Consider the following 22088-nt stretch of genomic DNA (forward strand, 5'->3'; position numbering starts at 1 on the left):
CGGAGGGGCTTACTTCTCCGTCAGCGCCCGCTTCATGATCTTGCCCATGTCATTGCGCGGCAGCGCCTCCAGATAGCGCACGGCCCTTGGCCGCTTGTGCGGGGCGAGGCTCGATGCCACGTGGTTCGCCAACTCCTCTGCCGAAGGCGGCGCTTCGGGGTCCGCGGGGACGATCCAGGCCACGACGCGCTCGCCGAGATCGGGGTCGGGCTCCCCGGTGACGGCTGCCTCGCGCACCCCGGGGTGGGCCAGGAGCGCGTTCTCGATCTCGCCCGCGCCGATCTTGTAGCCGCCGCTCTTGATCAGGTCGGTGGCCTTGCGGCCGACGATGCGCACATAGCCGTCGGCGTCGCGCACCGCCATGTCGCCGGTGCGGAACCAGCCGCCCGCCGCGAAGGCGTCGGCGGTCGCGTCGGGACGGTTCAGGTACTCGGTGAACAGGTTGGGGCCGCGCACCTGGATCTCGCCGACCGAATCGGGCCCGGCCTCCGTCAGCTCCGCGCCCGCCTCGTCGACCAGGCGGAGGCCGACGCCGGGCAGGGGCACGCCGACCGTGCCCGCGCGGGGCTCGCCGTCGGCGCGGACGCTGGTGTTCATCAGCGTCTCCGTCATGCCGTACCGCTCGATGACGTGGCGTCCCGTGGCGTCCGTGATCCGCTCGTGGTCGTGCACCGGGAGCGCCGCCGAGCCGGACACCAGCAGCCGCGCACCGGCAAGCGCCTTCGCCAGCTCCGGGTCGCCGGGCAGCGCTTCGGCGATGCGGTGGTGCATCGTGGGGACGCCGAACAGCATCGTCGCGCCCGAGCCGAGCTCGCGCGTCACGCCCTCGGTGCTGAACCGGCCGAGGTGCCGTACGGAGCCGCCGCGGCGCAGCGGGCCGAGCACGCCGATGATCAGGCCGTGCACGTGGAAGAGCGGCAGGCCGTGCACGAGCACGTCGTCGCCGGTCCACTGCCAGGCGTCCGCGAGGGCGTCCAGGGTCGAGGTGATCGCGCGGCGCGGCAGGACGACGCCCTTGGGCGGGCCCGTGGTGCCCGAGGTGTAGACGATCAGGGCGGGGGCCTCGGGGTCGGGCTCGGCGGGGAGGGGCACGGAGTCGACCTCCCTCGCGCCGACGTCCGTGCCCGTCCGTACGTCGACGTCGTGCCGCGCCAGACCCGCCAGCGCCGACGGCAGCTCCGCCCCCGGCTCGGTGAGCACCAGCGACGGCGCGCTGTCGCCGAGGATGTGCGTCAGTTCGGAGTCGCCCGACTTCGGGTTGAGCGGCACGGCGGGCACCCCGGCGAGCAGTGCGGCGACCGCGCCGACGGCGGTCTCCAGGGAGGGCGTCGCCCACAGCGCCACCCGCCCCGCGTCGCGCAGCCGCTGGGCCAAGGCGCCCGCGGTGGCGGCCAGTTCGGCGTAGGTGAGGGAGCGTTCGCCGAAACGCAGGGCTTCGCCGCGCGCGGTGGTCAGGGCCGGGAAGAGGGGGTCCACGTTGTCGTACTCCTCAAGTTCTCTTCGTCGTGGGTGCGTTGACCGGACGGCCGACGCGGTGCCTGTGCAGTCTCTGCACCGGCGCGTAATGAGAGCGTTACGCCATTGAAGGTGCGGTGTCACAGTGATCGTTGAGGCTGATGTGACCGATTGCCCGAATTCGAGCACATCAGCGATCAGTAGTCCGGTCCTCCCCCCACAATCCGAACAGGATGGGACCACCTTCATGTCCGACGTTCTGAGGCGTCCCGACGCCCGTCAACAGGTGCTGATACCGCACCAGTCCACCACCCCCGATCCCGCGCCGCCGAGCCACCCCCACGTGCTCGCGGTCGGCGCGCCGGGACCCGGCAGGGAACAGCTCACCCGCACGCTCCGCCTCACCGGCCACGAGGTCACCCACGCCGTGCCCGGCGATGTGCACCGCCAGGTCAGGCAGGCCACGCCCGACGCCATCGTCGCCCTGGACGACGGCCCCGACGGGCGGCGCCAGGGCACCGACGTCATCGCCGAGGTCCGCGCGGAACCGGCGGGCCGGGCGCTCCCACTGCTCATGGTCACCGCCCCCGAGGCGCCCGCGACGGTCGCCGAACTGCTGCGGCACGGCGCCGACGACTGCGTTCCCGAGGCGTCCGACCCGGTCGAGCTCTCGGCCCGGATAGCGGCCAAACTGCACCGGGTCCCCGTCCCCGTCGACCAGCTGCTCCTGGACCCGCGCACCGGCCTGTACTCGGCGCCGCACTTCATGGCCGAACTCGACCGCGAACTCCAGCGGCCCGCCGCCGCCCGGCGCGGCGGCGTGCTCGCCGTGGTCCGCGTCGCCGAGACGGCGGCCCTGGAGACCCGGCTCGGGCCCCGCGTGCGCCGCGAGGTCGCCGAACGGCTCGCCCAGGTGGCCGAGCGCATGGGCAGCGTCTGCGACCGGCTCGGCTGGGACGAGGCGGGCCGCCTCCTCCTGCTGATGCCGGGCGTCGACGAGGACACGGCGGCCGCGAGCCTGCGGGAGTTCGCCGCGGCCGTCGCGGGCACCCGGTTCGTCGTCGCCGACGAGAACGTCCGGCTCACCCCGGCCGTCGGCTGGACCCCTCTCGCCGCGGGCACCGAGAGGGGCGCGGGCGCGCGGGCCGCCGAGCAGGCCAGGGACGCCGCCGAAGAGGCCCTGCGCCACCGCGATCTGCGCCCGGTGCGCTACGAGCCGTGGATGCGCGCGGCCGCCGCGCCGGGACACCGCCGCACCCGGCGGGGGCCGCGCGCCCTGCTCGCGGCGGTGACGCCGCTGCTCTCGCCGGTCCTGATGCTCGCGCTCGGCGTGGGCGCGCCGTTCCTGCTCTACCAGCAGGCGTACGACATGGGCTGGGACCTGGCGTCGGTCGCCTACTGGGTGGTGGTCGCGGGCCTGGTCACCTCCGCCCTGCTCATCCTCCTCGAATGCCTCTTCTCGCTCGACGCGAAGCAGCGCCCGGCCGCCGCCGCGCAGCCCTATCCGGCGGCCAGCGCGGTCATCGCCGCGTACCTGCCGAACGAGGCGGCGACGATCGTCGACACCGTCGAATCGTTCCTGCGCCTGGACTACCCGAACGAACTGGAGATCGTCCTCGCGTACAACACCCCGCACGCGCTGCCGGTCGAGGAGACCCTGCGCGACATCGCGCGCCGCGATCCGCGCCTGGTGCTCCTGCCCGTCCCCGGCAGCACCTCCAAGGCACAGAACCTCAACGCGGCCGTGACGCGGGTGCGCGGCGAGTTCGTCGGGATCTTCGACGCCGACCACCATCCCGCGCCCGACGCCTTCCGGCACGCCTGGGACTGGCTGTCCAACGGCTACGACGTCGTGCAGGGCCACTGCGTCATACGCAACGGCGAAAGCTCCTGGGTGGCGCGCCTGGTGGCCGTCGAGTTCGAGGCGATCTACGCGGTCAGCCACCCGGGCCGTACGCGTCTGTACGGCTTCGGGGTCTTCGGCGGCTCCAACGGCTTCTGGCGCACGGACCTGCTCGCCCGTACCCGGATGCACGGTTCGATGCTCACCGAGGACATCGACTCCACGATGCGGGCCCTGAACGAGGGCGCCCGCATCGCCATGGACCGCACCCTCATCTCGCGCGAGCTGGCCCCCACCCTGCTGCGGCCGCTGTGGAACCAGCGCTCGCGGTGGGCGCAGGGCTGGCTGCAGGTCTCGCTCAAACACCTGTGGCGCGGCCTGCGTTCGCCCGTGTTCACCCGGCGCCAGAAGACCGGGCTCTTCGTGCTGCTCGGCTGGCGCGAGGCCCAGCCGTGGCTGACGCTGCAGATCCTGCCCATCCTGGTGCACGCCGCCTGGCGCGCGGGCGGCGCCGACCGGCTCGACTGGGCGGTGCCCGTCTGCCTGATCGCGGCGGCCTTCACGCTCTCGGCGGGGCTCGTGCAGGCGGCCTTCGCCTGGCGGCTCGCGGTGCCCGAACTCCGCCTGAACAAGGGGTGGTTCTGGCGCTACCTCCTGGTGTCGACGGTCTTCTACACGCACTTCAAGAACACGGTGGCGCGCGCCGCGCACCTGAAGGAGGTGCTCGGTGACCGGCAGTGGCGGGTGACGCCGAGGGCCCTGACAGCGGCCGATTCCACCGCGGTCGGGGGCCGTTCGTGACGTCGCTCATCGCGCCCGAGGCCGCCGCGCGGCCCGCCACGGCCGCGCGCCGGGCCCCCGCCACCACCCGGGGCCGGGCCCTCGAACTCCAGGGCTACCGCGGCCTCGCCGCGCTCAGCACGGTCGTCTTCCACGTGTGGCAGCAGTACTACCGGTACGACGCGCAGGGCGCGCACCCGCCCGTCGACAACCCCTACATCGGGGCGCTCGCATCGCTCGAAGTCATCGACCTGTTCTTCGTGATGTCGGCGTACCTGCTCACGCTGTCGTACGCGCGCGCCGCGATCGACGGCGATGCGGGCTCGGTCAGGCCGGGCCGGGTGTTCCTCTTCCGGCGCGCCGTGCGCATCCTGCCGCTGTACTTCCTCGCGGTCCTCGTCGTCTGGTCGATGCGCAACCCGACGCTGCCCGGCGACTGGCGCGACCTCGTCGAACACCTCACGTTCACGCACGTCTTCGACCGCGGCCGGATCTTCTACACGCTCGGCCCGACCTGGTCGCTCTCCCTCGAAGTGGCCTTCTACCTCGCCCTGGTGGTGCTCGGGCCGCTCGCGGTGCGGGCCTGCCGCGGGATGCGGACCCGGCGGGCGCGGGTGGCGCTGTGCGCGTCGGGGTGCGCGGCGCTCTTCGCGCTGCCGGTCGGATGGATCGCGTACGCGCACTACGTCCGGCAGATCCCGCACACCGACTGGCCGGTGTACTTCGGCCCGCAGGCCCGCTTCGGCTCGTTCGCCGCGGGCATGGCCCTCGCCGTACTGCTCACGGCGCTCGGTGACGGGCGGGGCAGGGTCGGCGCGCGCTGGGTGACCGCGCTCTCCGCCGCGGCGTTCGGCGGCCTGTACGCCCTGTCGTACCTCTCCGCACCGGAGAACTTCGCGCACACCTTCTACCACCCGCTGGCCGCGCTGCTCTGGTTCGTGCTGCTGTACGCGACGCTGCACATCCGGCGCCCCGAGCGCGAACGGGTGCGCTGGCACGGCCTGCTGCGGGCCCGCTGGGTCACCGCCGTGGGGCTCATCAGCTACAGCCTCTACATCTGGCACGAGCCGGTGATGCTGGAGCTCGACGAGGCTGGGCTGCTGCCGTCGTCGGGGGCCGGGTTCCCGGTCGCGATGCTGCTGGTGGTGGTCGTGGCCCTGGCCGTCGGTACGGCGAGCTACTGGCTGGTGGAGTATCCGGCGAGCCTGCTCGCCAGGGCGAAGGGCGCGAAGGGGGCGGCGCGGGACTTCTATCCGGAGGGCTCCCGTCCGGAGGGCTCCACCGCCGCCGACTCCCGCTGAACACGGCGGCGCCGCCTCTCCGTGGGACGGGGAGAGGCGGCGCCGCTGCGGACCGCGGGTGACGTCAGACCAGCCAGCCGACGAAGTGGACGAGACCGGCGAGGACGTCAGTGATGAGGTTCATGGTGGTGCTTCTCCTTGGTGCTTCCGTGTGGGACTTTCGGGACCAACTCCCCGGCCCTGTTTGGGACATGGACCGGGAGCGCGGTAACGGTCTGCAGCCCGTCGCTTGCGCACCGTAAGCATCGTCAATCACAGGGGCCCCGCGCAATTCCTGGCGTGACGATCACCTGTTCCAGGGAACAACTGCCCAGTCGTTCGCATCCGTTGTTCGGATCGCCGTGCCTCGTCGAGTCCGGCCCGCAGGGGTACCTCGGCGTCGCTCAGTACGTCAGGACCACGCCCACGTACGAGATCCCGGCGATCATGACCCACGAGCAGAGTCCGAGCGCCGCGACGCGTCCGCCGGTGCGGGTCAGGGACGGCAGGTCCACCGCGCTGCCGAGCCCGAACAGGGCGGCGGCGAGCAGGAGTTCCTGCGCCGTCTGCGCCGCGTCGATGGCGCCGCCCGGCAGCAGGCCCGTGGTGCGCAGGGCGACCATCGCGAGGAAGCCGACGACGAAGAGCGGTACGAGGGGCGGCTTCTTGGCGCTCGGGGCCGCTGCCTGCCCTTCGCCGGAACCCGCCTTTCCCGCGCCGGAACCCGACCGCGCCCTGGCCCTGACCGACAGGGCCACCGCCGCGACCAGCGGCGCGAGCAGCGCGACCCGCATCAGCTTGACGAGGACCGCGTCGCCGAGCGCCCCGGCGCCCGCGGTCTGCGCGGTCGCCACGACCTGTCCCACGTCGTGCACGCTCGCCCCCACCCAGCGCCCGAACTCGGCGTCGGTGAGCCCCAACGGGCCCTGGAGCAGCGGGAGCACGGCGATGGCGAGGGTGCCGCAGAGCGTCACCAGGGCCACCGAGGTCGCGGTGTCCCGCTCGTCGCTCTCCGAGACCTCGCTGACCGCGCCGATCGCGGACGCGCCGCAGATCGAGTAGCCGGTGGCGATGAGCAGCGGCTGATCGCCGCGCAGGCCCAGGCGACGGCCGAGCCACCAGGTGCCGAAGAAGGTCACGGCCACCACGGAAAGGACCATCGCGACCGACGCCCAGCCGAGGCCGAGCACGTCGTCCAGGCTCAGCTTCAGGCCGAGCAGCACGATGCCGACGCGCATCAGCCGCTTGCCGGCGAAGGTGAGGCCCGCCTTGCCGGGGCCGCGCACGAACGTCCGCGCGCGGCCGGGGAGATGGGCCGCGACGATGCCGAGGACCACGGCGGCCGTGAGCATCGGCACGCCGGGCAGGAGCTGGTGCACGCCCCAGGCGAGCGCGACGCCGAGCACGGCGAGGGCGAGTCCTGGCGGCTTGCCCTTGGGGCGTACGACTGTTGAAGTGGCGTGCTGGGTAAGGGACTTGGCGCGCTCTCCGAGCAGCGCCATTACCGGTCGGCCGGGAGTTCGTACACCCGGCGCACGCTGCTGCCCAGGCGGGCGATGTCGGCGCCGTAGATGTGCAGGGATATCGCGCGCGAGCCGCAGGCGTTCCACACCCGGTGGATGTCGCCGGGCGGCGCGAACCCGCAGACCGCGCCCCGCGGGTTGACCACGTCCTCGGTGGCCACGAGGCGGCCGGGGCCGCCGGTCTCCGTGGCGGGCACCAGGCGGTAGCGCCGCTCGTGCTCCTCGCCCTCGTGGACTCCCGTGACGCACCACGACACGTGGTCGTGGATCGAGGTCCGCTGCCCGGGCAGCCAGACCAGTGCCACGATCGAGAAGCTGCCGTCCTGTTCGGCGTGCAGCACGTGCTGGCGGTAACACTCGGGGTCGCCCTCGCACTGCTCGTCCGTGAGCAGATCGGGGGTGCCGAGATGGGGCGCGAGGCGCTCGCCGACCAGATACGCGGTCAGGTCGGGCGGCAGTCCGCGCCCGACGGCCTCGCGCACGTCGGCGACGAGGGAGTCCAGGCGTGCTGTGGTCCGGGCGGCCCGGTACGCGGTCGTAGTGCTCATACAGGCAGCGTCGGGCCGCCCGGTCCATCACGTCCAACGACAGTTCTTTGGCAGTACTGAAACTTCTGCTTATAGATGAGCAGGCGGAGGCACCCGCGGCACGCCCCCGGCTCAGCAGCCGACGCGGTTGGCCGCCACGGACTTCAGCACGTCGATGACGAGCGCGGTGGCCGGAATGCGCAGATGGTCCTTGAGGACGTACGCCGAGACCTGCCGCCGGGACGCCGGGTCGAGGGCGCGGCCCGTCACCTTCCGGTGGCAGAGGAAGTTCAGTACGAGACCGGGCATCATCGCCACCCCGAGCCCCTCGGCGACCAGGCTCTGCACCACCAGGTTGTCGTCGGTGGTGAACGCGATGTCGGGGGCGAAGCCGAGCTCGGCGCACTCGTGCAGGAAGTTGGCGCGGCAGCGCGGGCAGCCCGCGATCCACCGCTCCTGCGCCAGCTCGGCGAGCTTGACCGAACGCCGCCTGGCCATCGGGTGCCCGGTCGGCATCAGGACCGTCAGCTGGTCCTCCATCAGCGGGATCTCCATCACCTCGTCCGGCACCTCTTCGTGCAGGCCGGGATAGGTGAAGGCGAGCGTGACGTCGCACTCGCCGCGCACCATGCGGCGCAGCGACTCCGGCGGCTCGTCCTCCAGGAGCTCCACGCGCACGCCCGGATGTCCGGAGGCGAGCTTGGCGAGTGCCTCGGGGATCAGGGTGGCGTTGGCGCTGGGGAAGGCGCAGACCCGCACCCGGCCCGTGCGCAGCCGGGTGATCGCGTTCATCTGCTGCTGCGCGGTGGAGATGTCGGCCAGGATGATCCCCGCGTGCCGCGACAGCGCCTCACCGGCCTCGGTGAGGCGCATGTTGCGCCCGACCCGGGTGAACAGCGGAGTCCCCACCGACCGTTCGAGGGCCTTCATCTGTTGGGTTATCGCCGGTTGCGTATAGCCGAGCGAGCGGGCGGCCGCCGAGTACGACCCGGCCCGGACCACTTCGTGAAACGTCTTGATGTGCCGTGAGTCGAACACCGTCGAATCATAAGCAGATGTTGGAAGGGTCGAACAAGGGTGGGGTTCGGGCTTGGAGGTCCCGCCCGTCGGGGGCGGGGCGGCGTCACGGGGTGAAGGACGCCAGGGCCTCGTCGAAGTAGGCCTTGCCCGTGGCGCGTTGGGTGGCCGGGGCCGAGACCCACAGGTCGTACATCTTGCCGTTCTCGTTCCAGCTCACGTCGTAGGTGACCCGGGGGCCGCCGTCCGCGGCGGTGCCGTCCCAGGTGAAGACCCACAGGGCGGCCGGATGCCCGCCGTGGGTGGTCTCCTGGACCGAGCCGCCGCGGTAGCCGGGGTAGTCGTCGGGGCCGTCCTCGTGGGCCTGCCGCATCACGGCGAGCGGGCCCTTGGGGTCCGGCGTCTGGGGGTGGATGCCGACGCGGAACTTCTTGCCCGCCGAGTAGTAGTAGGTGCGGGGCGGCTCGGGGGAGCGGTCGAAGCCGTTGGGGACCGAGAGCGTGAAGCCCGCGGGGTCCGTGACGGTGCGGTAGCCCGCGGGGGCCTGGCCGCCTCCGGCGCCGGGGGACCCGGTCGGTGCGTCGGAGGGCTCGGGGGCCTTCGTGGGCGCGTCCTTCGTGGGGGACGCGCTGCCCTCGGGGTCCTTGGCGGCGCTCGGCGGCGGCTTGGGCTCGGCCTTCTTCGTGGTGCTCTTCGTCGGCTCCGGCGCGCCCGTCTCCTCGCGCACCTGTTCGGCGGGGCCCGCCTGCCGCTCGGTGCCCGAGCCGTCGCGCGTCAGGAGCCACACCCCTGTGCCGACGCCGCCCGCCGCGAGCACGGCGATCAGGACACCGCCGAGCAGCGAGATCCGCTTGCGGCCGCCGCGCCGGGCGGGCGGGGGAGAATGGCTGAGCACGACGGGGGTGCCGTCGTCCGGCTCCCTCGGGGGTCTGGGCGAAGGCCGAGGAGGCGCGGCGGGCGCCGGGCCCCCGCCCGCCGCCACCGGCGTGTGCGCCACGGTCGGCAGCCGCTCCTCGTCGAGGAAGCCGCGCAGCGCGCGCTCCGTCTCGTCCGCGCCGAACCGCCGCTCGGGGTCCCGCTCCAGCAGCCCCCGTACGACGGGAAGCAGCGGCCCCGCCGCCTCGGGCAGCCTGATCTCGTCGACGACCACGGCGTGCAGCACGCCCGCCACCGAGTCCCGGTGGAAGGGCGACTCGCCCTCGACGGCCGCGCACAGCAGCACGCCCAGCGACCACAGGTCGGCCTCGGGGCCCGTGTGCCGCCCCGACATCCGCTCGGGCGCGGTGTATTCGGGGGAGCCGACGAACGCCCCCGTCTGCGTCAGCGTCGTCTGCCCGGCGACCTGGGCGATGCCGAAGTCGGAGAGGACGACGCGTTCCGTGCCCGCTTCCAGGAGTACGTTGGCGGGCTTCAGGTCGCGGTGCAGTACGCCGGAGGTGTGCGCGGCGCGCAGCGCGCCGAGCAGCGCGAGGCCGATCCGGGCCGCCTCCGCGGGCGGCAGCGGCCCGCGCGCGGTGATGCGGTCGGCGAGCGAGCAGCCGTCGATCAGCTCCATCACCAGCCAGGGCTGCTCGTCGTGGCGTACGACGTCGTGCAGCACGAGGATGCCGGGGTGCTTCACCTGCGCGACCGACCGCGCCTCGCGCAGCGTCCGCTCCCGCTGCCGCTCCGCGTCGAGCTCCGAGAGCCCGGTGTCCACGTGCAGTTCCTTGACGGCGACGGCGCGCCCGAGCAGCTCGTCCTCGGCCCGCCACACCGTGCCCATGCCGCCGCGTCCGAGCCGCGCCGTGATGCGGTAGCGGCCGACTATCAGTTCCCCCGTGCTTGCCATGGCCGCATCATACGAACTCCCGTGCCCCACAACGCAGTTGGGCGTGGGGTGTGGGTGGGGTGTGGGGGGAGTGTGAACGGCGCGCGCCCGGGAAGGGGTTGCCCCCGCGCGCCGGTTACGAATGGTGTCTGATTCACTACTTTTGGTTACTTCGGTGGGGCGCGACGGGTGCGACCCACGCGGTGGAGGGGAACACACACATGAGGCGACGACGCATGTCCACGGCGCTCGGGGCACTCGCGGCGGCCGCGGCACTGGCACTGTCCGTGCCGAACTCGGCGTACGCGGCGCAGGGGCTCTTGGTCATCAACGGTGCGGCGCACGAGGACCCGAGCGGCTGCTACCCAGTGGACCGGTTCCCTTCCTCGGTGGCCAACTACACCGACGCCATCGCCGAGGTCCACTCGGGCCCGAACTGCACGGGTCAGGTCGAATGGCTGGTGTACCCGGGCGAGACGTACTTCACGGAGACCGCGCAGAGCGTCTTCGTCCTCTGAGGGGCCACTGAGGGGCCACTGAGGGGTTACGTGGGGGGCGGCCGCTGGGGGCCGCCTCACGAGTCGGGGAACTCCACCCGCTGCAGCAGCCCCCAGGTGAACTCCGCGACGCAGCGCCGACGTTCACCGCCCGTGTCCGGCGCGGTGAACGCCAGGCGCCAGCGCGTCGGCGCCGTCCCCTCCATGGGCCTGGCGGGCGCGAACGCACGCGCCGCCTCGTCGACCGTGCACGACCAGGGGGTCAGGTCGTCGACCGTGCGCAGGGCGGGGCCCGCCGCCCCGGGCGCCCGCACCAGCCACTCGTTCCACACGGCGCCGTTCGGCGCGAGCAGCACCTCGAAGCGCAGATCGGGCCAGAGCGGGACCGGCCAGAGCAGCGCCTCGCACTCCAGGTCACCGATCTGCCTGCGGGCGGTCGACTCCGGGGCGCCGAGGACCGAGCGGTAGCGCGCGACGGCGCCACGGGACCTGGCCGACCTGGTCATCGCCTGCCAGCGCCGGTTGGCCTCGCGCATCCCGGCGATGGAGACGCCCAGCTCGTGACGTGCGCTCTCCACGAGATCCGGGTTGTGGTCGGCCATGCGGCGCAGCAGGACCAGCTGGAAGTCCAGTGCGGTGAAGGGGCCGGGGGACGGGGCGGGGCTAGCGGACATGCACCCCATCGTCGCGCACCGCGAAGGATCCCGGACGGCGGCCTTCAGGAAGGAAGAGGACCGAGTTGACGTACCGCGGATGTCTCGGCGTGAGCACCCGGCGAAGCAGCCCCTGGGCGACGACGTACGACGTGCCGGACTGGTGCGCCTCCAGGTCGAAGGCGGCGAGCGGCAGCCAGGTGTCGTGCGGAAGGACCCAGCCCCGGTAGCCGTGGTGGTCGGTGAGGAGCTCCACGATCGGCGCGATCGGCTGGATCCGCGACTCCAGTTCGATGAAGATCGCCGGGCGGTCGCGGTCGATCAGCTCGTGCGCGCCGCGCAGCACCGGCAGCTCGTTGCCGTCCACGTCGATCTTGACGAAGTGGACGTCCCGCAGGCCGAGCCCGTCGAGGGTCAGACACGGTACGTCGACGGCGGTGGCGTGGATGTCGCGGCGGATGAGCGAGGAGACGCCCCGCTCCCCGCTGTCGCCCCGCGGCAGCCAGAGCCGTGCCGTGCCGGGGCGGTCCGTCGCGGCGCCCCGGACCACGCTGACGTTGCCCGGCGTACTGGATTCGAGGAGTCGTGCCAGGTGCGGCACGGGCTCGACGGCCACGACCCGCTCCGCGCGCGCGGCGAGCCGCGCCGACCAGGGGCCGTACCAGCCGCCGACGTCCACGGCGGTGCCGCAGTCCGGCGGGCAGAGGTCGGCGAGGCGGGCCAGTTCCGGCTCGAAGCGCGGATAGACGAGGCGGGCCAGGGCGGCGACCAGGCGGCCGGGGACGTAGGGCGCGACGCGCGCGGCGAAAGTCATGGGGCCCCCGTCACGGTGCGGTCGGTGGGATCAGCTTGAGCAGCCGTTCGTGCTCGTCCTCGGGGACCTGCTCGCCGGAGGACGGCAGGAGCTGCGGGACCCCGTCGATGATCGGGTAGCGGCGCCGCAGCCGGGGGTTGTAGAGGGCCTCCGCCGGTACGGGCCCGGTCGCGCCGAGCGGCTCCGTCGGGCTCAGCAGGTGCAGCGGGCCCTTGTCCAGCGGGCAGGCCAGGATCTTCAGCAGCGGGTCGTCGGGGTTCATCCGCTCGTCAACTCCTTGGTGGGGGGCGTGGGTCGGGGCGCCGTGCCGTCGTGCTTCGGCATGGCGAGGAGCACGCAGACCGCCAGGACCGTGCCCGCGATCCGCAGCGCGAGCCGCACCGGCTCGTGCGGCAGCGCCTCGCCGAACGCCAGCGTCCCGAGTACCGCCGTGAACAGCGACGTAACCGTCGTGCACACCGGGACGATGAGCGAGGCCCGGCAGCGCTGCAGCGCCGCCTGCGACATGACCAGGCCGAACGCGCCGGTGAAGAGCAGCAGATACGGGTAGGGCGAGCGCAGCAGGTCGACGAGCGCGCCGCCGATGCCCTCCGTCGTGAGGTAGCTGGACACGCCCTTGATGGCCAGCGAACTCACGCCGTAGAGCAGGCCCACCGCGACCCCGTACTCGACGCCCGCCGTCGGCATCCGGTGCCGGTGCTTCGCGCGGCGCTCGGCGGTCGCGTACAGCCAGACGCCCGCCGCGAGCGAGGGCAGGCACACCGTGAAGACGAGTGGCGCGGGCGCGCCGTGGCCGACCGTGTCGGAGTTCTCGCTCAGCGACAGGACGACCATCAGGAGCGCGAGCAGGATCGCCCCGACCGCGTACCGCTCGCGGCCCGACGTCTGCTCGCCGAGCAGCACCGAGGACAGCAGGAGGAGCAGGACGAGGCCCGACACGAAGATGCCCTGCGCGGCGGCGATCGGCAGCGTGCGGTAGACCGCGAGCTGCGCGCCGAAGCCCGCCGCGAGGGCGAGGGAGCCGCCGATCCACAGCGGGCTGCCGAGCACCTGGCGCAGCAGGCGGGCCGGGTTGCGGACGCTCACCGAGGGCATCGACGTCAACGCCCGCTTCTCCAGGACGAATCCGGTGCTGTAGAGCACGTTCGCGAGCAGTGCCGCGGCCACACCCCACCACATGGGACTCAAGACCTTCGGGCGTGCAGCAGCAGGATCGAGGCCGCGCTCGGCACGGCGCAGGCCAGCCGGTCCAGCGCTCTGAGCGGGCGCGGCACGCCGTGGAAGGGCGCGCCCGCGAGGCTCACGACCTCGAAGCCGGACGCCGCCACGAACTCCCGCAGGGCGCGGGCCGTGTACAGCCGCAGATGGCCCACGACCTCCTTGCCGGGGCGGCCGTGGATGCCCCGCAGGCTCACCTCGGAGAAGACCGGCTGCACGCCTGCCAGGAGCAGGCCCCGGTTGTACCAGGCCGCGAGGTTGGGGGTGGACAGCATGAGGTGCCCGCCCGGCCTCAGGACCCTGCCCAGTTCGTCGAGGGCGCTGTCCGGGTCGACCAGGTGCTCGATCACCTCGCTGAACAGGACGGCGTCCGCGGAGCCGGTCGCGAACGGCAGGCCGCCGTCGGTGAGTTCGCCCCGTACTACGTGGGGGATGAGGGAGTGGGCCCGCTTGAGGGCGTCCTGGGACCAGTCGACGCCGATGAGGCGGTGGCCCGCGAGGAGGGGCGCGGCGGTGGCCGCGGCCGTGCCGTCGCCGCAGCCGATGTCCAGGATGGTGGCGGGGGCGGTGCTCGCCGCGTCCCGGCCCAGCGCGGTCGCGAGGATGCGGGCCTGGCGCAGGGTGCGGGCGTCGCCCGACGCCACGGGCACCGCCGGGTTCTCGTAGAAGTCCCGCAGGCCCGGGGGGCGGTGCGGTGTCAGCTGTGTGGTCACTGCGGGGCCTCCTCCGTGTGCTCCGTCGCGTGCAGGTAGTGCTCGAAGAGGTCGCGCAGATGTGCCCCGTCGCCGTGGCTCAGCAGCGTCTTCGACCAGCGCAGTGCCACGTGCAGGCGGCCCGCCGTCGATGCCGTCGTCACGGTGAGGCCGCGCGGGAGGCGGGCGGGCGCGGAGAACCACACGGCGTGGGCTCGGCCCGCGTCGCCGAAGTCCAGGGCGTACGGGACCCGGCCGATGTTGCTCAGGAGGGTGGTGGACGTCCAGGGGGCCGCCGCTCTGCGCAGCCCTCTGGTCACGGCGGCTCTGAGGGTGACGGGGAGTACGGGGGCCGTCAGGAGCGCTGCGCCGTGGCCCAGTTGGGGGCGGGCCAGGGCCTTGAGGGCGCGGGTGCGGTCCGAGGTGCGGCGCAGGAGGTCGCGGATGGCCTCGGGGGACCAGTCCTCTCTCGTCAACTCTGATGAACTGAAGGGGACTTCGACCAGGCGGGTGCCGTTGCCTATCGGCATCGTGGCGTCCCTGGGGCGGTCGTCCACGGGCATCGTGATGCGGAACGGGCGCGGGCGGGCGCCGTGTTCGCGGTTCCAGTGGGCGATCATCAGGGCGGTGGCGACCATGAGCTGGTCGTTGACGGTGAAGGGGGAGCCCTTGGGGCGGCGGGGGACGGGGAGCTCGGCTACGAGCATGCCGTTGCCCGGGGAGGGCTCCGGGGTGCCCTTGGCGACCCTTGCGGGTGGGGACCAGCCGGAGGGGGTGTCGGGTGGGGGCTGGGGTGTGGCGTCCTCGGTAGCGGTGCGCGAGGGCGGTGCTGCCGGGGAGTTGTCCCTGCCGCCGTAGATCTCGGCGGCCGTCGCCAGGACGCGGAGGCAGGCCGGGCCGTCCAGGGCGGTGTGGTTGATCGTGAGGAACAGGACGGAGCCGGCGGGGGGCCGGGGTTCCGTGTCCTGCGCCGGGTCCGTCGGGTGGTGGTCTGTTCCTTGTGGTGCGGGGCCGTCCCGGTATGCCCGTCCTCGCCATCCTTGCGCCGACGCCTCCGGACTCGCCCCTGGAGCCTGCGCCACTGTGCTCCGGGCGGGAATACCGGTACGTCCCCTCCCGTCGGCTGCCCGCCCGTCCGCCGTCCCGGGAGCGGCCACTACCTCCAGGCGGATCGGCGGGGAGGAGGTCAGGGGCGGGGCTTGGGCGAGTGCTCGCTCTCGGGCTCGCTTCAGGGCGTCCGGCTCGGGGGGCGGGAAGGAGACCGGTTCGGTGTCGGGGTCCCCGGTGAGTTCCCATTCGTAGCGGCGGCGGTACCAAGGGCCCTTGGCCTCCCGCATCAGGATGCGGGGGTGGCGGCGCAGGGCCTCGTGGAAGGCGGCCCGGAGGCGGTCCGGGTCCGGGGTGCCCGGCAGGTGCACCTCTATGTGGACGGTCTCCGGCTCCTCCTCTTGCAGGCAGTGCCGGGAGACCTCGTCCACTACGGGGAACGGCACCCGGGTGGGGCCGTCCTCCGCGTGGTGTGCCGGGTGGTCGAGTGCCGTCATGTGTCCTTCCCCGGGTCCGGCGTGCTGGGCGCTGTCCGTTGCCTGCGGCGCGGGAAGCGGATCGTGGCCCTTCCTGGTGGGGCCGGGTCCGGCTGCGCGGACGCGGGACCCCTTGCCGAGACCGTGGGGCCCGCCGGGCCGTTCTCGCCGCGGGTGCGCCTGGGCAGCGGGGGTGCCTGGCCGCCCGGGTCCCGGTCCGGGCCGCCCAGGTTCAGGGTGGCGGGGTTCGAGGGCGCGTGGGGCGGGGGCTCGGGGGCCGGGGGTTCGGGGGGCTGCTCGCCTTCCAACGTATCCGCGGTGCGGGGGCGTGTCTGCTCCCCCACTGACACCAGCGCCGCGAACAGGGCGATGAGCGCGAGGAGTTGGGCCGCGGGGCCGAACGCACCCTCGTCGGAGGCGATGGGCTCGCCCGCCCCGATGGCGGCCGCGATGCCCGCGCCCGCCATCGCCACGAAGGCGATCGGCACCAGCAGCGCGTGGCGGTACCTGGCGAGCAGTGCCAGGGCCGGGACCAGGAGGGCGAACGGCCCGGCGATGACCGCGGCGATCAGGGTGAGCGCCACCGTGCCGAGGATGAGCCCCGGCGCGGGCGGTGTCGGGGACGGGGCGTCCGGGTTGGGGTCGCGGCGGCGGATCAGGACCAGGGCGATGAGGGCCAGGACGGCGACTCCGGCCAGGATCAGGCCGATCTCGTAGGTCCCCGAGGGCTCGTAGGTGAGCTTGACCGTGCCGCCCTCGCCCTGGGGCACCAGCCAGCCCTGCTGCCAGCCGTCGAGCCGCAGGGAGGTCAGTTCCTTGCCGTTGAGCGTGGCCTTCCAGCCGTCGTTCACGTTCTCGTACGTGGTGAGGTACGAGGCCGCTCCCGAGCCGACCTTCAGCTCGCGGCGGTCGCCGAGCCAGTCCTTGACCTGTAGGTCGCGGGAGGTCTTGTCGAGCTGGTCCGGGGTGCCGGTGGTCAGGGAGGCGTCCATGACCGTGAGCGGGCCCGCGTCGCCCGTCTCCACGTGGTGCGCCCCGGCCTCCAGGCGGATGGTGTCCGCCTTCTTGCCCTCCTGGCAGAGCGTGATGTCGACCGGGCGGCGGTCCGTGAGGTCCTGGACCTTGCCCTTGGCGCTGGTCTCGTACAGCTCGCCGTCGACCGACATCGTCGGGCCCTGCCCGCAGGGGAGGCTGAAGGTGTCGGTGGGGTCGGGCTGGGGCGTGCGGTACTTGTCGAGGGCCGGGACGTAGACCTCGGTGAGGCCCACGGGGAGCTGGAGGTTCTCGTCCGCCACCGGGTTGTGGACGGTCAGCGGCGCCGTCTCGGTGATGGTGATGTCCATCTCGTCGGTGGTGATCGGGGCGAAGCGGGCGTTGCCGTTCTCGTCCACGCCCGCGGTCGCCGCGCCGTCCGGCGAGCTGATCTCGATCTTCTGGGGGCGGGTGGAGAGGCCGCCCGCTGCGGGCAGCACGATCTCGCCGACCGGTTGTTTGTCGGGCCACTTGAGGTGGATCACCGGGCGGTTGGTGGTGCCCGCGATCCAGCCCGTGGTGAGGTCGCCGTCCGTGAGGTTGCGCGGCGACAGGTCGCTGCCGAGGCGCGCGGTGGAGTCCGCCGTCGCGATGATCTGCTGCTGTTGTTCGGGCGCCACCTTGTAGAGCAGCTCGTCCAGTTCCCTGCTCGGCACGGCGATCGCGCTCGCCTTGACGGTGTATTCGCCGTCGCGCGCGGTCGTGAATCGGCGGTGCAGGCCCGACTCGGTGTTCACCGGTGAGAGGGCGCCCGGGTCGGACGAGCGGTGCAGGGAGTAGGTCGTCGACTTGGCGTCCGTCGACTTCTCGGCGTCCGTGGGGAGTTGGAGGAGCTTGGTGACGCGTACGTCGGGGAGGCTGATCTCCGCGAAGCCCGCGCCGGTCAGCCCTGGCTTGGCCTCCTGGGTGTCCAGGATCGTGATCTTGATCCATTTGGTGGAGCCCGCCTGGGCCTTGACGCGCTGGGCCATGCCGTTGGGCTGGAGGTTGCTCGTGACGCTGCCGTGCGACGTCTCCACCCGGATCCGGGTGGGCGCCGCCCGCACGCCGCCCTCCTGCGAAAGAGGTGTGACGCGGAAGGAGGACGGGACGTCGATCGACGAGTTGAACTCGGCCTTGAGCCACTCGCCCTTCGCCGATTCCGCGTTGCCCTCCGCCCAGGCCGTGGCCGGATTGCCGTCGAAGGCGTTCACCGGGTCGTACTGCGGCAGGTGGAAGAGCCAGTTGCCGTAGGAGGAGGCCGTCACCGATTTCGCGCCGCGCAGCTCCGCCGTCGTCTGGTGCTCGACGCCCTTCGTCGGCAGGATCTGGTGCGGTTTCTTGCCCGGGTCCTGGAGCGCGTCGGGCGCGTTGCGTTCGTCGCGTCCGTACGTGTACGAGGTGTTGGAACTGACCAGGCCGAAGCGGGTGTCGGCGCGGCGCAGCCCGTCACCGACCGCCTGAAGGCCGGGAGTTCCGATGCCGGGGTGGTTGTCGCCGGTCAGGACGGTGGGGCGGTCGCGCATAGCCGGGTCGGCGGAGAGCGGGAGCAGGGACTCGGGGCCGCCGCTGACCACCGCCGTGTTGGACACCGGCTTCAGGCCCGCCTGTCCCGGGCGTCCGGCGCCGGATCCGGGGGCGTAGATCTCCACCGCGCGCTGGCGCGGGTAGAGGCCCTCCACCTGGATGGGGGTGTCGTTCGGGATCTTGCCGCCCGTCTCGGTCGGGCCGAAGCCCGTGACGCGGCGGTAGCCGGACTCCGTCAGGGTGCGCTTCACCGTCGAGGTCGGCACGTTGCCGATCTGGTCGGGGTCCAGGTCGTTGCGTACGACGACGTAGTGCAGGCCCGCGCGCTTCAAGTAGTCCTGGAGGCCGGGTACTTCGGCGCCGGTCGTCAGCGCCTGCTCGACCGCGTCCATCGCGCGGCGGTTGCCCGGCGTACCGAACGGCACGTAGTCGCGCTGTGCCCAGCGGGAGTCGGCGAGCACGTCGAGGGGCTGGTCGATGGGGGAGCCCCAGGTGTAGATGCCGTGCGCGGTCGCGGGGACGACCAGGGCGCGCGAGTCGGGGGAGTACTTCTCCAGCCAGTCGGCGGTGGTCTGCCAGTACGTGGGGAGCTTCTGGAACGAACCCGGCTGCAGGATCGAGCCGTTGAGGTACGGCCACGCGAGTCCGGGCAGGACCAGGACGGCGGCGATCAGGGGCGCGTAGCGGCGGCCGCGCACCGGGCGCGCCCCGCGCGCCTGGGCCGCGACGCCCACCAGGTGCATCAGGCCGAGGACAAGGGCGAGGGCCAGGCCCGCCTGGAACTTGTAGATGTTGCGGAACGGGACGAGCCAGCCGTTCAGCCAGGACTGCACGGTCTCGTGGAAGGGGGCGCCGAACGCGCCGCCGTATCCGGCCAGGGTGACCAGGACGACCGAGAGGACGGTCAGGACCAGCCAGCGGCGCTCGGGCAGGTCGCGCCGCGCCAGGCCCGCGAGGCCGAGCGCGGCGGCGAGCGCGGAGCAGACGACCGCCACGACGGCCGTCGCCACCGTCCAGCCCGCGGGCAGCCACGCCTCGCCGAAGTTCAGGTACGCGACCCAGTTCCCCGCGCCGCGCAGGGCCTCGGTGGCCGACATCGTGCCGGTCGTGGTCGCCGAATTCTCCACGTACGGAAGGAAGTTCTCGCCGTAGACGCCGAGCATCAGGAGAGGGACCACCCACCAGGCGGTCGCCAGGATGACGCCGGGCACCCACCAGGTGATCAGCTTCCGCTTGCGCGGGCCGTTGGGGCGCGAGAGGAGATAGAGGCCCACGGGCAGCAGCGAGGCGAGCGTGGCGGCCGCGTTCACGCCGCCCATGAACGGGATGATCAGCGCCGAACGGCAGGCCGCGAGGCGCGCGCTGATCCGGTCGTTGGTCAGCGGCAGCAGCACCCAGGGAAGGAACGCGCCGGGCAGCGCCGCCGCCGACGTCGAGCCGACCACGACGGTGAACGTCGGCCACAGCGCGTACACCACGGCGCCGAGCAGGCGGCTCTGCCGGTTGCCGATGTCCAGGCGTTCGGCAAGGCGCAGCGCGCCCCAGAAGGCCACCGCCAGGATCAGCGAGAACCAGAGCCGCTCGGCCAGCCACACCGGCAGCTGCACGAGCTTGGCCAGGCCGTAGAACGGCAGCATCGGGAAGGTGTAGCCCGCGTACTGGTCCTGGATCCCGCCGAAGCCGCCCCTGTCGTGCCACAGCTGGCCGAGGTCGGAGAGGAACTGCCAGGGGTCGACGGCGACACCGAGCTTGGTGTCGAACGTCATCCGCCCGGGTTTCACCGCGAGGAAGAGCACGAACACCACGGCCCAGAACCCCAGGAGCCAACGCCGCGAGCGCGGCCCCCCCGAGGGTTCAGGCGCCTGGGTGGTGGGCCTGACGGCCGCCGGGGGTGGGGCCTGGACCGTGGTCATGGACACCGCCTGAGAATGAGGAGAAGGTTCCAGGTCGCGAACTCGCGCACCCCCGGCACCTTGGTGATGGCACCGGCCAGGAACGGCCAGTAGCGGGAGCGTGCCGACACCACGGCCACGTCGTCACGGGCCCGCACCTGGCGCAGGGTCGTGCCGACGTGGTGGGCGAAGAGGTTCTCGCCGAGGGTGTGTTTCGCGGCCTTGCCGGTACGTCTTTCGTAGCGGGCGCGGGCCCGTTCGGCGCCCAGGTAGTGCCAGGGCGCCCACTCGTGACCGCCCCAGGGGGAGAGCCAGTTGGTGAACGAGACGTAGATCAGGCCGCCGGGGCGGGTGACCCTGACCAGCTCGCTCAGGAAGGTCTCCGGGTCGTCGACGTGCTCCAGGACGTTCGAGGAGAACGTGACGTCGGCGACGCCGTCCGCGAGCGGCAGCAGATAGCCGTCCGCGACGACCGAGCCCTCGGGCGGCTTGGTGCCGTGCGCCGTCATCTCCGAGAGGTCCGGCTCGAACAGGAAGCTCTGCGCGCCGCGCCGCCTGAACTCCTCGGTGAAGTAGCCGCCCCCGCCGCCCACGTCGACGACGACGCGGTCCTTCACCGGTACGTACGCCTCGACCTGGTCGGCGGCGTCGCGGGCGAGCAGGGTGTAGCAGTGCTCCGGATCCCGCTGTTCGTGCAGGAAGGCCCGGAAGAGGGTGACGGAGCGCCGCAGCGAGGGGTCCTTCACGCAGACCCCTGAGGTGCCTGTCGCAGGGCCACGGCCTCCGTCGCCACCGCCTGGAACTGCCGGACCGTGTTGGCCCAGCGGAACCGCGCGGCGCGCTCACCGGCGGCCTTGCCGAAGGTCTCGCGCCGCTCGGTGCTCAGCGCCAGGGTGCACCACGCGGCGGCGAAGGAACTCTCGCCGCGGGCCAGCAGGCCGGTCACGCCGTCCTCGATGGAATCGCGTACGCCGGGGACGTCGAAGCCGATCGAGGGCGTCGAGCGCGTCGCCGCCTCCGTGATGACGAGCCCCCAGCCCTCCACGGCCGACGGATGGAGCAACAGCCACGCCTCGCAGAGCAGCCGGTGCTTCTCCGTCTCGGTGACGTGACCTCTGAACTCCACTCCCGCGCCCGCGAGTTGTTCGAGGCGGCCGCGCTCGGGCCCGTCTCCCACGATCACCAGGCGGCCGCCCGTGACGGGTCTCACGCGCTCCCACAGCCGCAGGAGCAGATCGATCCGCTTGTACTCGACGAGGCGTCCCATCGCGAGGAACAGCGGCTCGTCGGAGCGGGCGTGCAGCGGCCCCGGCTCCTCGACGCCGTTGTGCACGATGCGGATGCGCTCCCGCTCGACGCCGATCGTGCGCAGGGCCGTGGCCGTCGACGGCGAGACGGCCACCAGGAGATTGCCGCGCTGCGCGCCCGAGAGGGCCCAGTGCTCAAGTCTTCGGCCGATCCTGGCCGCGGGGGCGAGCGCGCCCTGGAAGCGCATGCCCCACAGGTCGGTGTGGACGTGGTTGACCAGACAGAGGGTGGGGCCGCGGTGCCACAGCGGCGCCAGGTAGGGCATGCCGTTGCACACCTCGACCAGGAGATCGCAGTCGCCGACCTGCCGGGTGAACGCCGAGCGCGCCCGCAGGTAGTGGCCGAGGTCGCCGCCCGCGGACACCACGCGGTAGTCGCGGAAGGCGGCCGGGCCCCCGCATAACAGGGTCACCTGGTGACCCTGTTTGCTGAGCCCGTCGGCGAGCTTGTCGACGAGGAGTTCGGAGCCGCCCGCGGCCGGGTTGCTGAGGTCGCGGTGGGCGAGGAAGACGATCCGGCGCGGTTGTGGGGGAGGCGCAGGAGGGTACTCCGCGCGGCGTGGGGCGGCCGCGCGCAGCGAGGACGGTACGTGCTGGGGCATGCGTGCTCCAACTCGTCTCAGGGTGCGGAACTGTGGGGGGCGGTCGGGCGGAACGGTCCTGCGGTGGTGCGGCGGAGCGGTCCTGCGGATGCTGCTGGTGCTGCCGGGCCGTGCTGC

17 protein-coding genes are annotated in these 22088 nt (G+C 72.8%); 3 read left to right on the forward strand and 14 right to left on the reverse strand.

The genetic code is table 11. From position 1 onward, the window contains the following. Window positions 1-9: 9 nt before the first annotated feature. Window positions 10-1476, reverse strand: coding sequence for an acyl-CoA synthetase (locus tag CP970_RS29820; RefSeq protein ID WP_150494160.1), 1467 nt, complete (start codon window positions 1474-1476; stop codon window positions 10-12). Window positions 1477-1702: 226 nt separating this feature from the next. Here CP970_RS29820 and CP970_RS29825 point away from each other — a divergent pair, with 226 nt between their 5' ends. Beyond that, a complete protein-coding gene (locus CP970_RS29825) occupies window positions 1703-4099 on the forward strand; it encodes a glycosyltransferase (protein ID WP_079043755.1) in 2397 nt (798 codons plus the stop codon). Further along, window positions 4096-5379 carry an acyltransferase family protein gene (locus CP970_RS29830; protein WP_079043756.1) on the forward strand — a complete coding sequence of 428 codons (1284 nt, stop codon included), beginning with the start codon at window positions 4096-4098 and terminating at the stop codon, window positions 5377-5379. Before CP970_RS29825 ends, CP970_RS29830 begins: the two co-directional genes overlap by 4 nt. A gap of 383 nt (window positions 5380-5762) precedes the next feature. On the opposite strand, the gene CP970_RS29835 is transcribed toward CP970_RS29830, so the two are convergent. The 4 genes from CP970_RS29835 to CP970_RS29850 all read right to left on the reverse strand — a co-directional run bounded on the left by CP970_RS29835 (window position 5763) and on the right by CP970_RS29850 (window position 10256). Next, on the reverse strand, window positions 5763-6860 hold the full coding sequence (locus CP970_RS29835; RefSeq protein ID WP_055551241.1) for a YeiH family protein: 1098 nt from the start codon (window positions 6858-6860) through the stop codon (window positions 5763-5765). Further along, window positions 6860-7429: a cysteine dioxygenase family protein gene (locus CP970_RS29840; RefSeq protein WP_055551243.1), complete on the reverse strand. Its 570-nt coding sequence runs from the start codon at window positions 7427-7429 to the stop codon at window positions 6860-6862. The genes CP970_RS29835 and CP970_RS29840 overlap by 1 nt, the downstream gene beginning before the upstream one ends. Window positions 7430-7540: 111 nt before the next feature. Continuing rightward, window positions 7541-8446 (reverse strand): LysR family transcriptional regulator, encoded by a 906-nt coding sequence (locus CP970_RS29845; RefSeq protein WP_055551246.1) that lies wholly within the window; start codon window positions 8444-8446, stop codon window positions 7541-7543. A gap of 85 nt (window positions 8447-8531) precedes the next feature. Then, window positions 8532-10256, reverse strand: a complete 1725-nt coding sequence (locus tag CP970_RS29850) for a serine/threonine-protein kinase (protein ID WP_055551248.1) — start codon at window positions 10254-10256, stop codon at window positions 8532-8534. A gap of 200 nt (window positions 10257-10456) precedes the next feature. On the opposite strand from CP970_RS29850, the gene CP970_RS29855 reads away from it, so the two are divergent. Further along, window positions 10457-10753, forward strand: coding sequence for a hypothetical protein (locus CP970_RS29855; protein ID WP_063806170.1), 297 nt, complete (start codon window positions 10457-10459; stop codon window positions 10751-10753). Between the two features lie 56 nt (window positions 10754-10809). Here the strand turns inward: CP970_RS29855 and CP970_RS29860 are convergent, their stop codons facing one another. Genes CP970_RS29860 through CP970_RS29900 form a run of 9 tightly spaced genes read right to left on the reverse strand, consistent with a single transcriptional unit; the run spans window position 10810 to window position 21971 of the window. Further along, a complete protein-coding gene (locus CP970_RS29860; RefSeq protein ID WP_055551250.1) occupies window positions 10810-11415 on the reverse strand; it encodes a hypothetical protein in 606 nt (201 codons plus the stop codon). Next, window positions 11396-12199, reverse strand: a complete 804-nt coding sequence (locus CP970_RS29865; protein ID WP_055551252.1) for an FkbM family methyltransferase — start codon at window positions 12197-12199, stop codon at window positions 11396-11398. Before CP970_RS29865 ends, CP970_RS29860 begins: the two co-directional genes overlap by 20 nt. 10 nt (window positions 12200-12209) lie before the next feature. After that, window positions 12210-12461, reverse strand: coding sequence for a Trm112 family protein (locus CP970_RS29870; protein ID WP_055551254.1), 252 nt, complete (start codon window positions 12459-12461; stop codon window positions 12210-12212). Further along, complete coding sequence (locus tag CP970_RS29875; RefSeq protein ID WP_055551262.1) at window positions 12458-13366, reverse strand: hypothetical protein; 909 nt, start codon at window positions 13364-13366, stop codon at window positions 12458-12460. Before CP970_RS29875 ends, CP970_RS29870 begins: the two co-directional genes overlap by 4 nt. A 17-nt stretch (window positions 13367-13383) precedes the next feature. Further along, window positions 13384-14130 (reverse strand): class I SAM-dependent methyltransferase, encoded by a 747-nt coding sequence (locus CP970_RS29880; RefSeq protein WP_150494162.1) that lies wholly within the window; start codon window positions 14128-14130, stop codon window positions 13384-13386. After that, the gene (locus CP970_RS29885) at window positions 14127-15653 is read right to left on the reverse strand and encodes a condensation protein (protein WP_150494164.1); all 1527 of its coding nucleotides are present in this window, start codon (window positions 15651-15653) and stop codon (window positions 14127-14129) included. The genes CP970_RS29880 and CP970_RS29885 overlap by 4 nt, the downstream gene beginning before the upstream one ends. Further along, window positions 15650-20083 carry an alpha-(1->3)-arabinofuranosyltransferase domain-containing protein gene (locus CP970_RS29890; RefSeq protein WP_150494166.1) on the reverse strand — a complete coding sequence of 1478 codons (4434 nt, stop codon included), beginning with the start codon at window positions 20081-20083 and terminating at the stop codon, window positions 15650-15652. The genes CP970_RS29885 and CP970_RS29890 overlap by 4 nt, the downstream gene beginning before the upstream one ends. Beyond that, the gene (locus CP970_RS29895; protein ID WP_055552434.1) at window positions 20080-20808 is read right to left on the reverse strand and encodes a class I SAM-dependent methyltransferase; all 729 of its coding nucleotides are present in this window, start codon (window positions 20806-20808) and stop codon (window positions 20080-20082) included. Before CP970_RS29895 ends, CP970_RS29890 begins: the two co-directional genes overlap by 4 nt. Beyond that, window positions 20805-21971, reverse strand: coding sequence for a glycosyltransferase family 4 protein (locus tag CP970_RS29900; protein ID WP_055552432.1), 1167 nt, complete (start codon window positions 21969-21971; stop codon window positions 20805-20807). The genes CP970_RS29895 and CP970_RS29900 overlap by 4 nt, the downstream gene beginning before the upstream one ends. Between the last annotated feature and the right edge of the window lie 117 nt (window positions 21972-22088).

The sequence above is a fragment of the Streptomyces kanamyceticus genome, assembly GCF_008704495.1.
Classification (GTDB): domain Bacteria; phylum Actinomycetota; class Actinomycetes; order Streptomycetales; family Streptomycetaceae; genus Streptomyces; species Streptomyces kanamyceticus.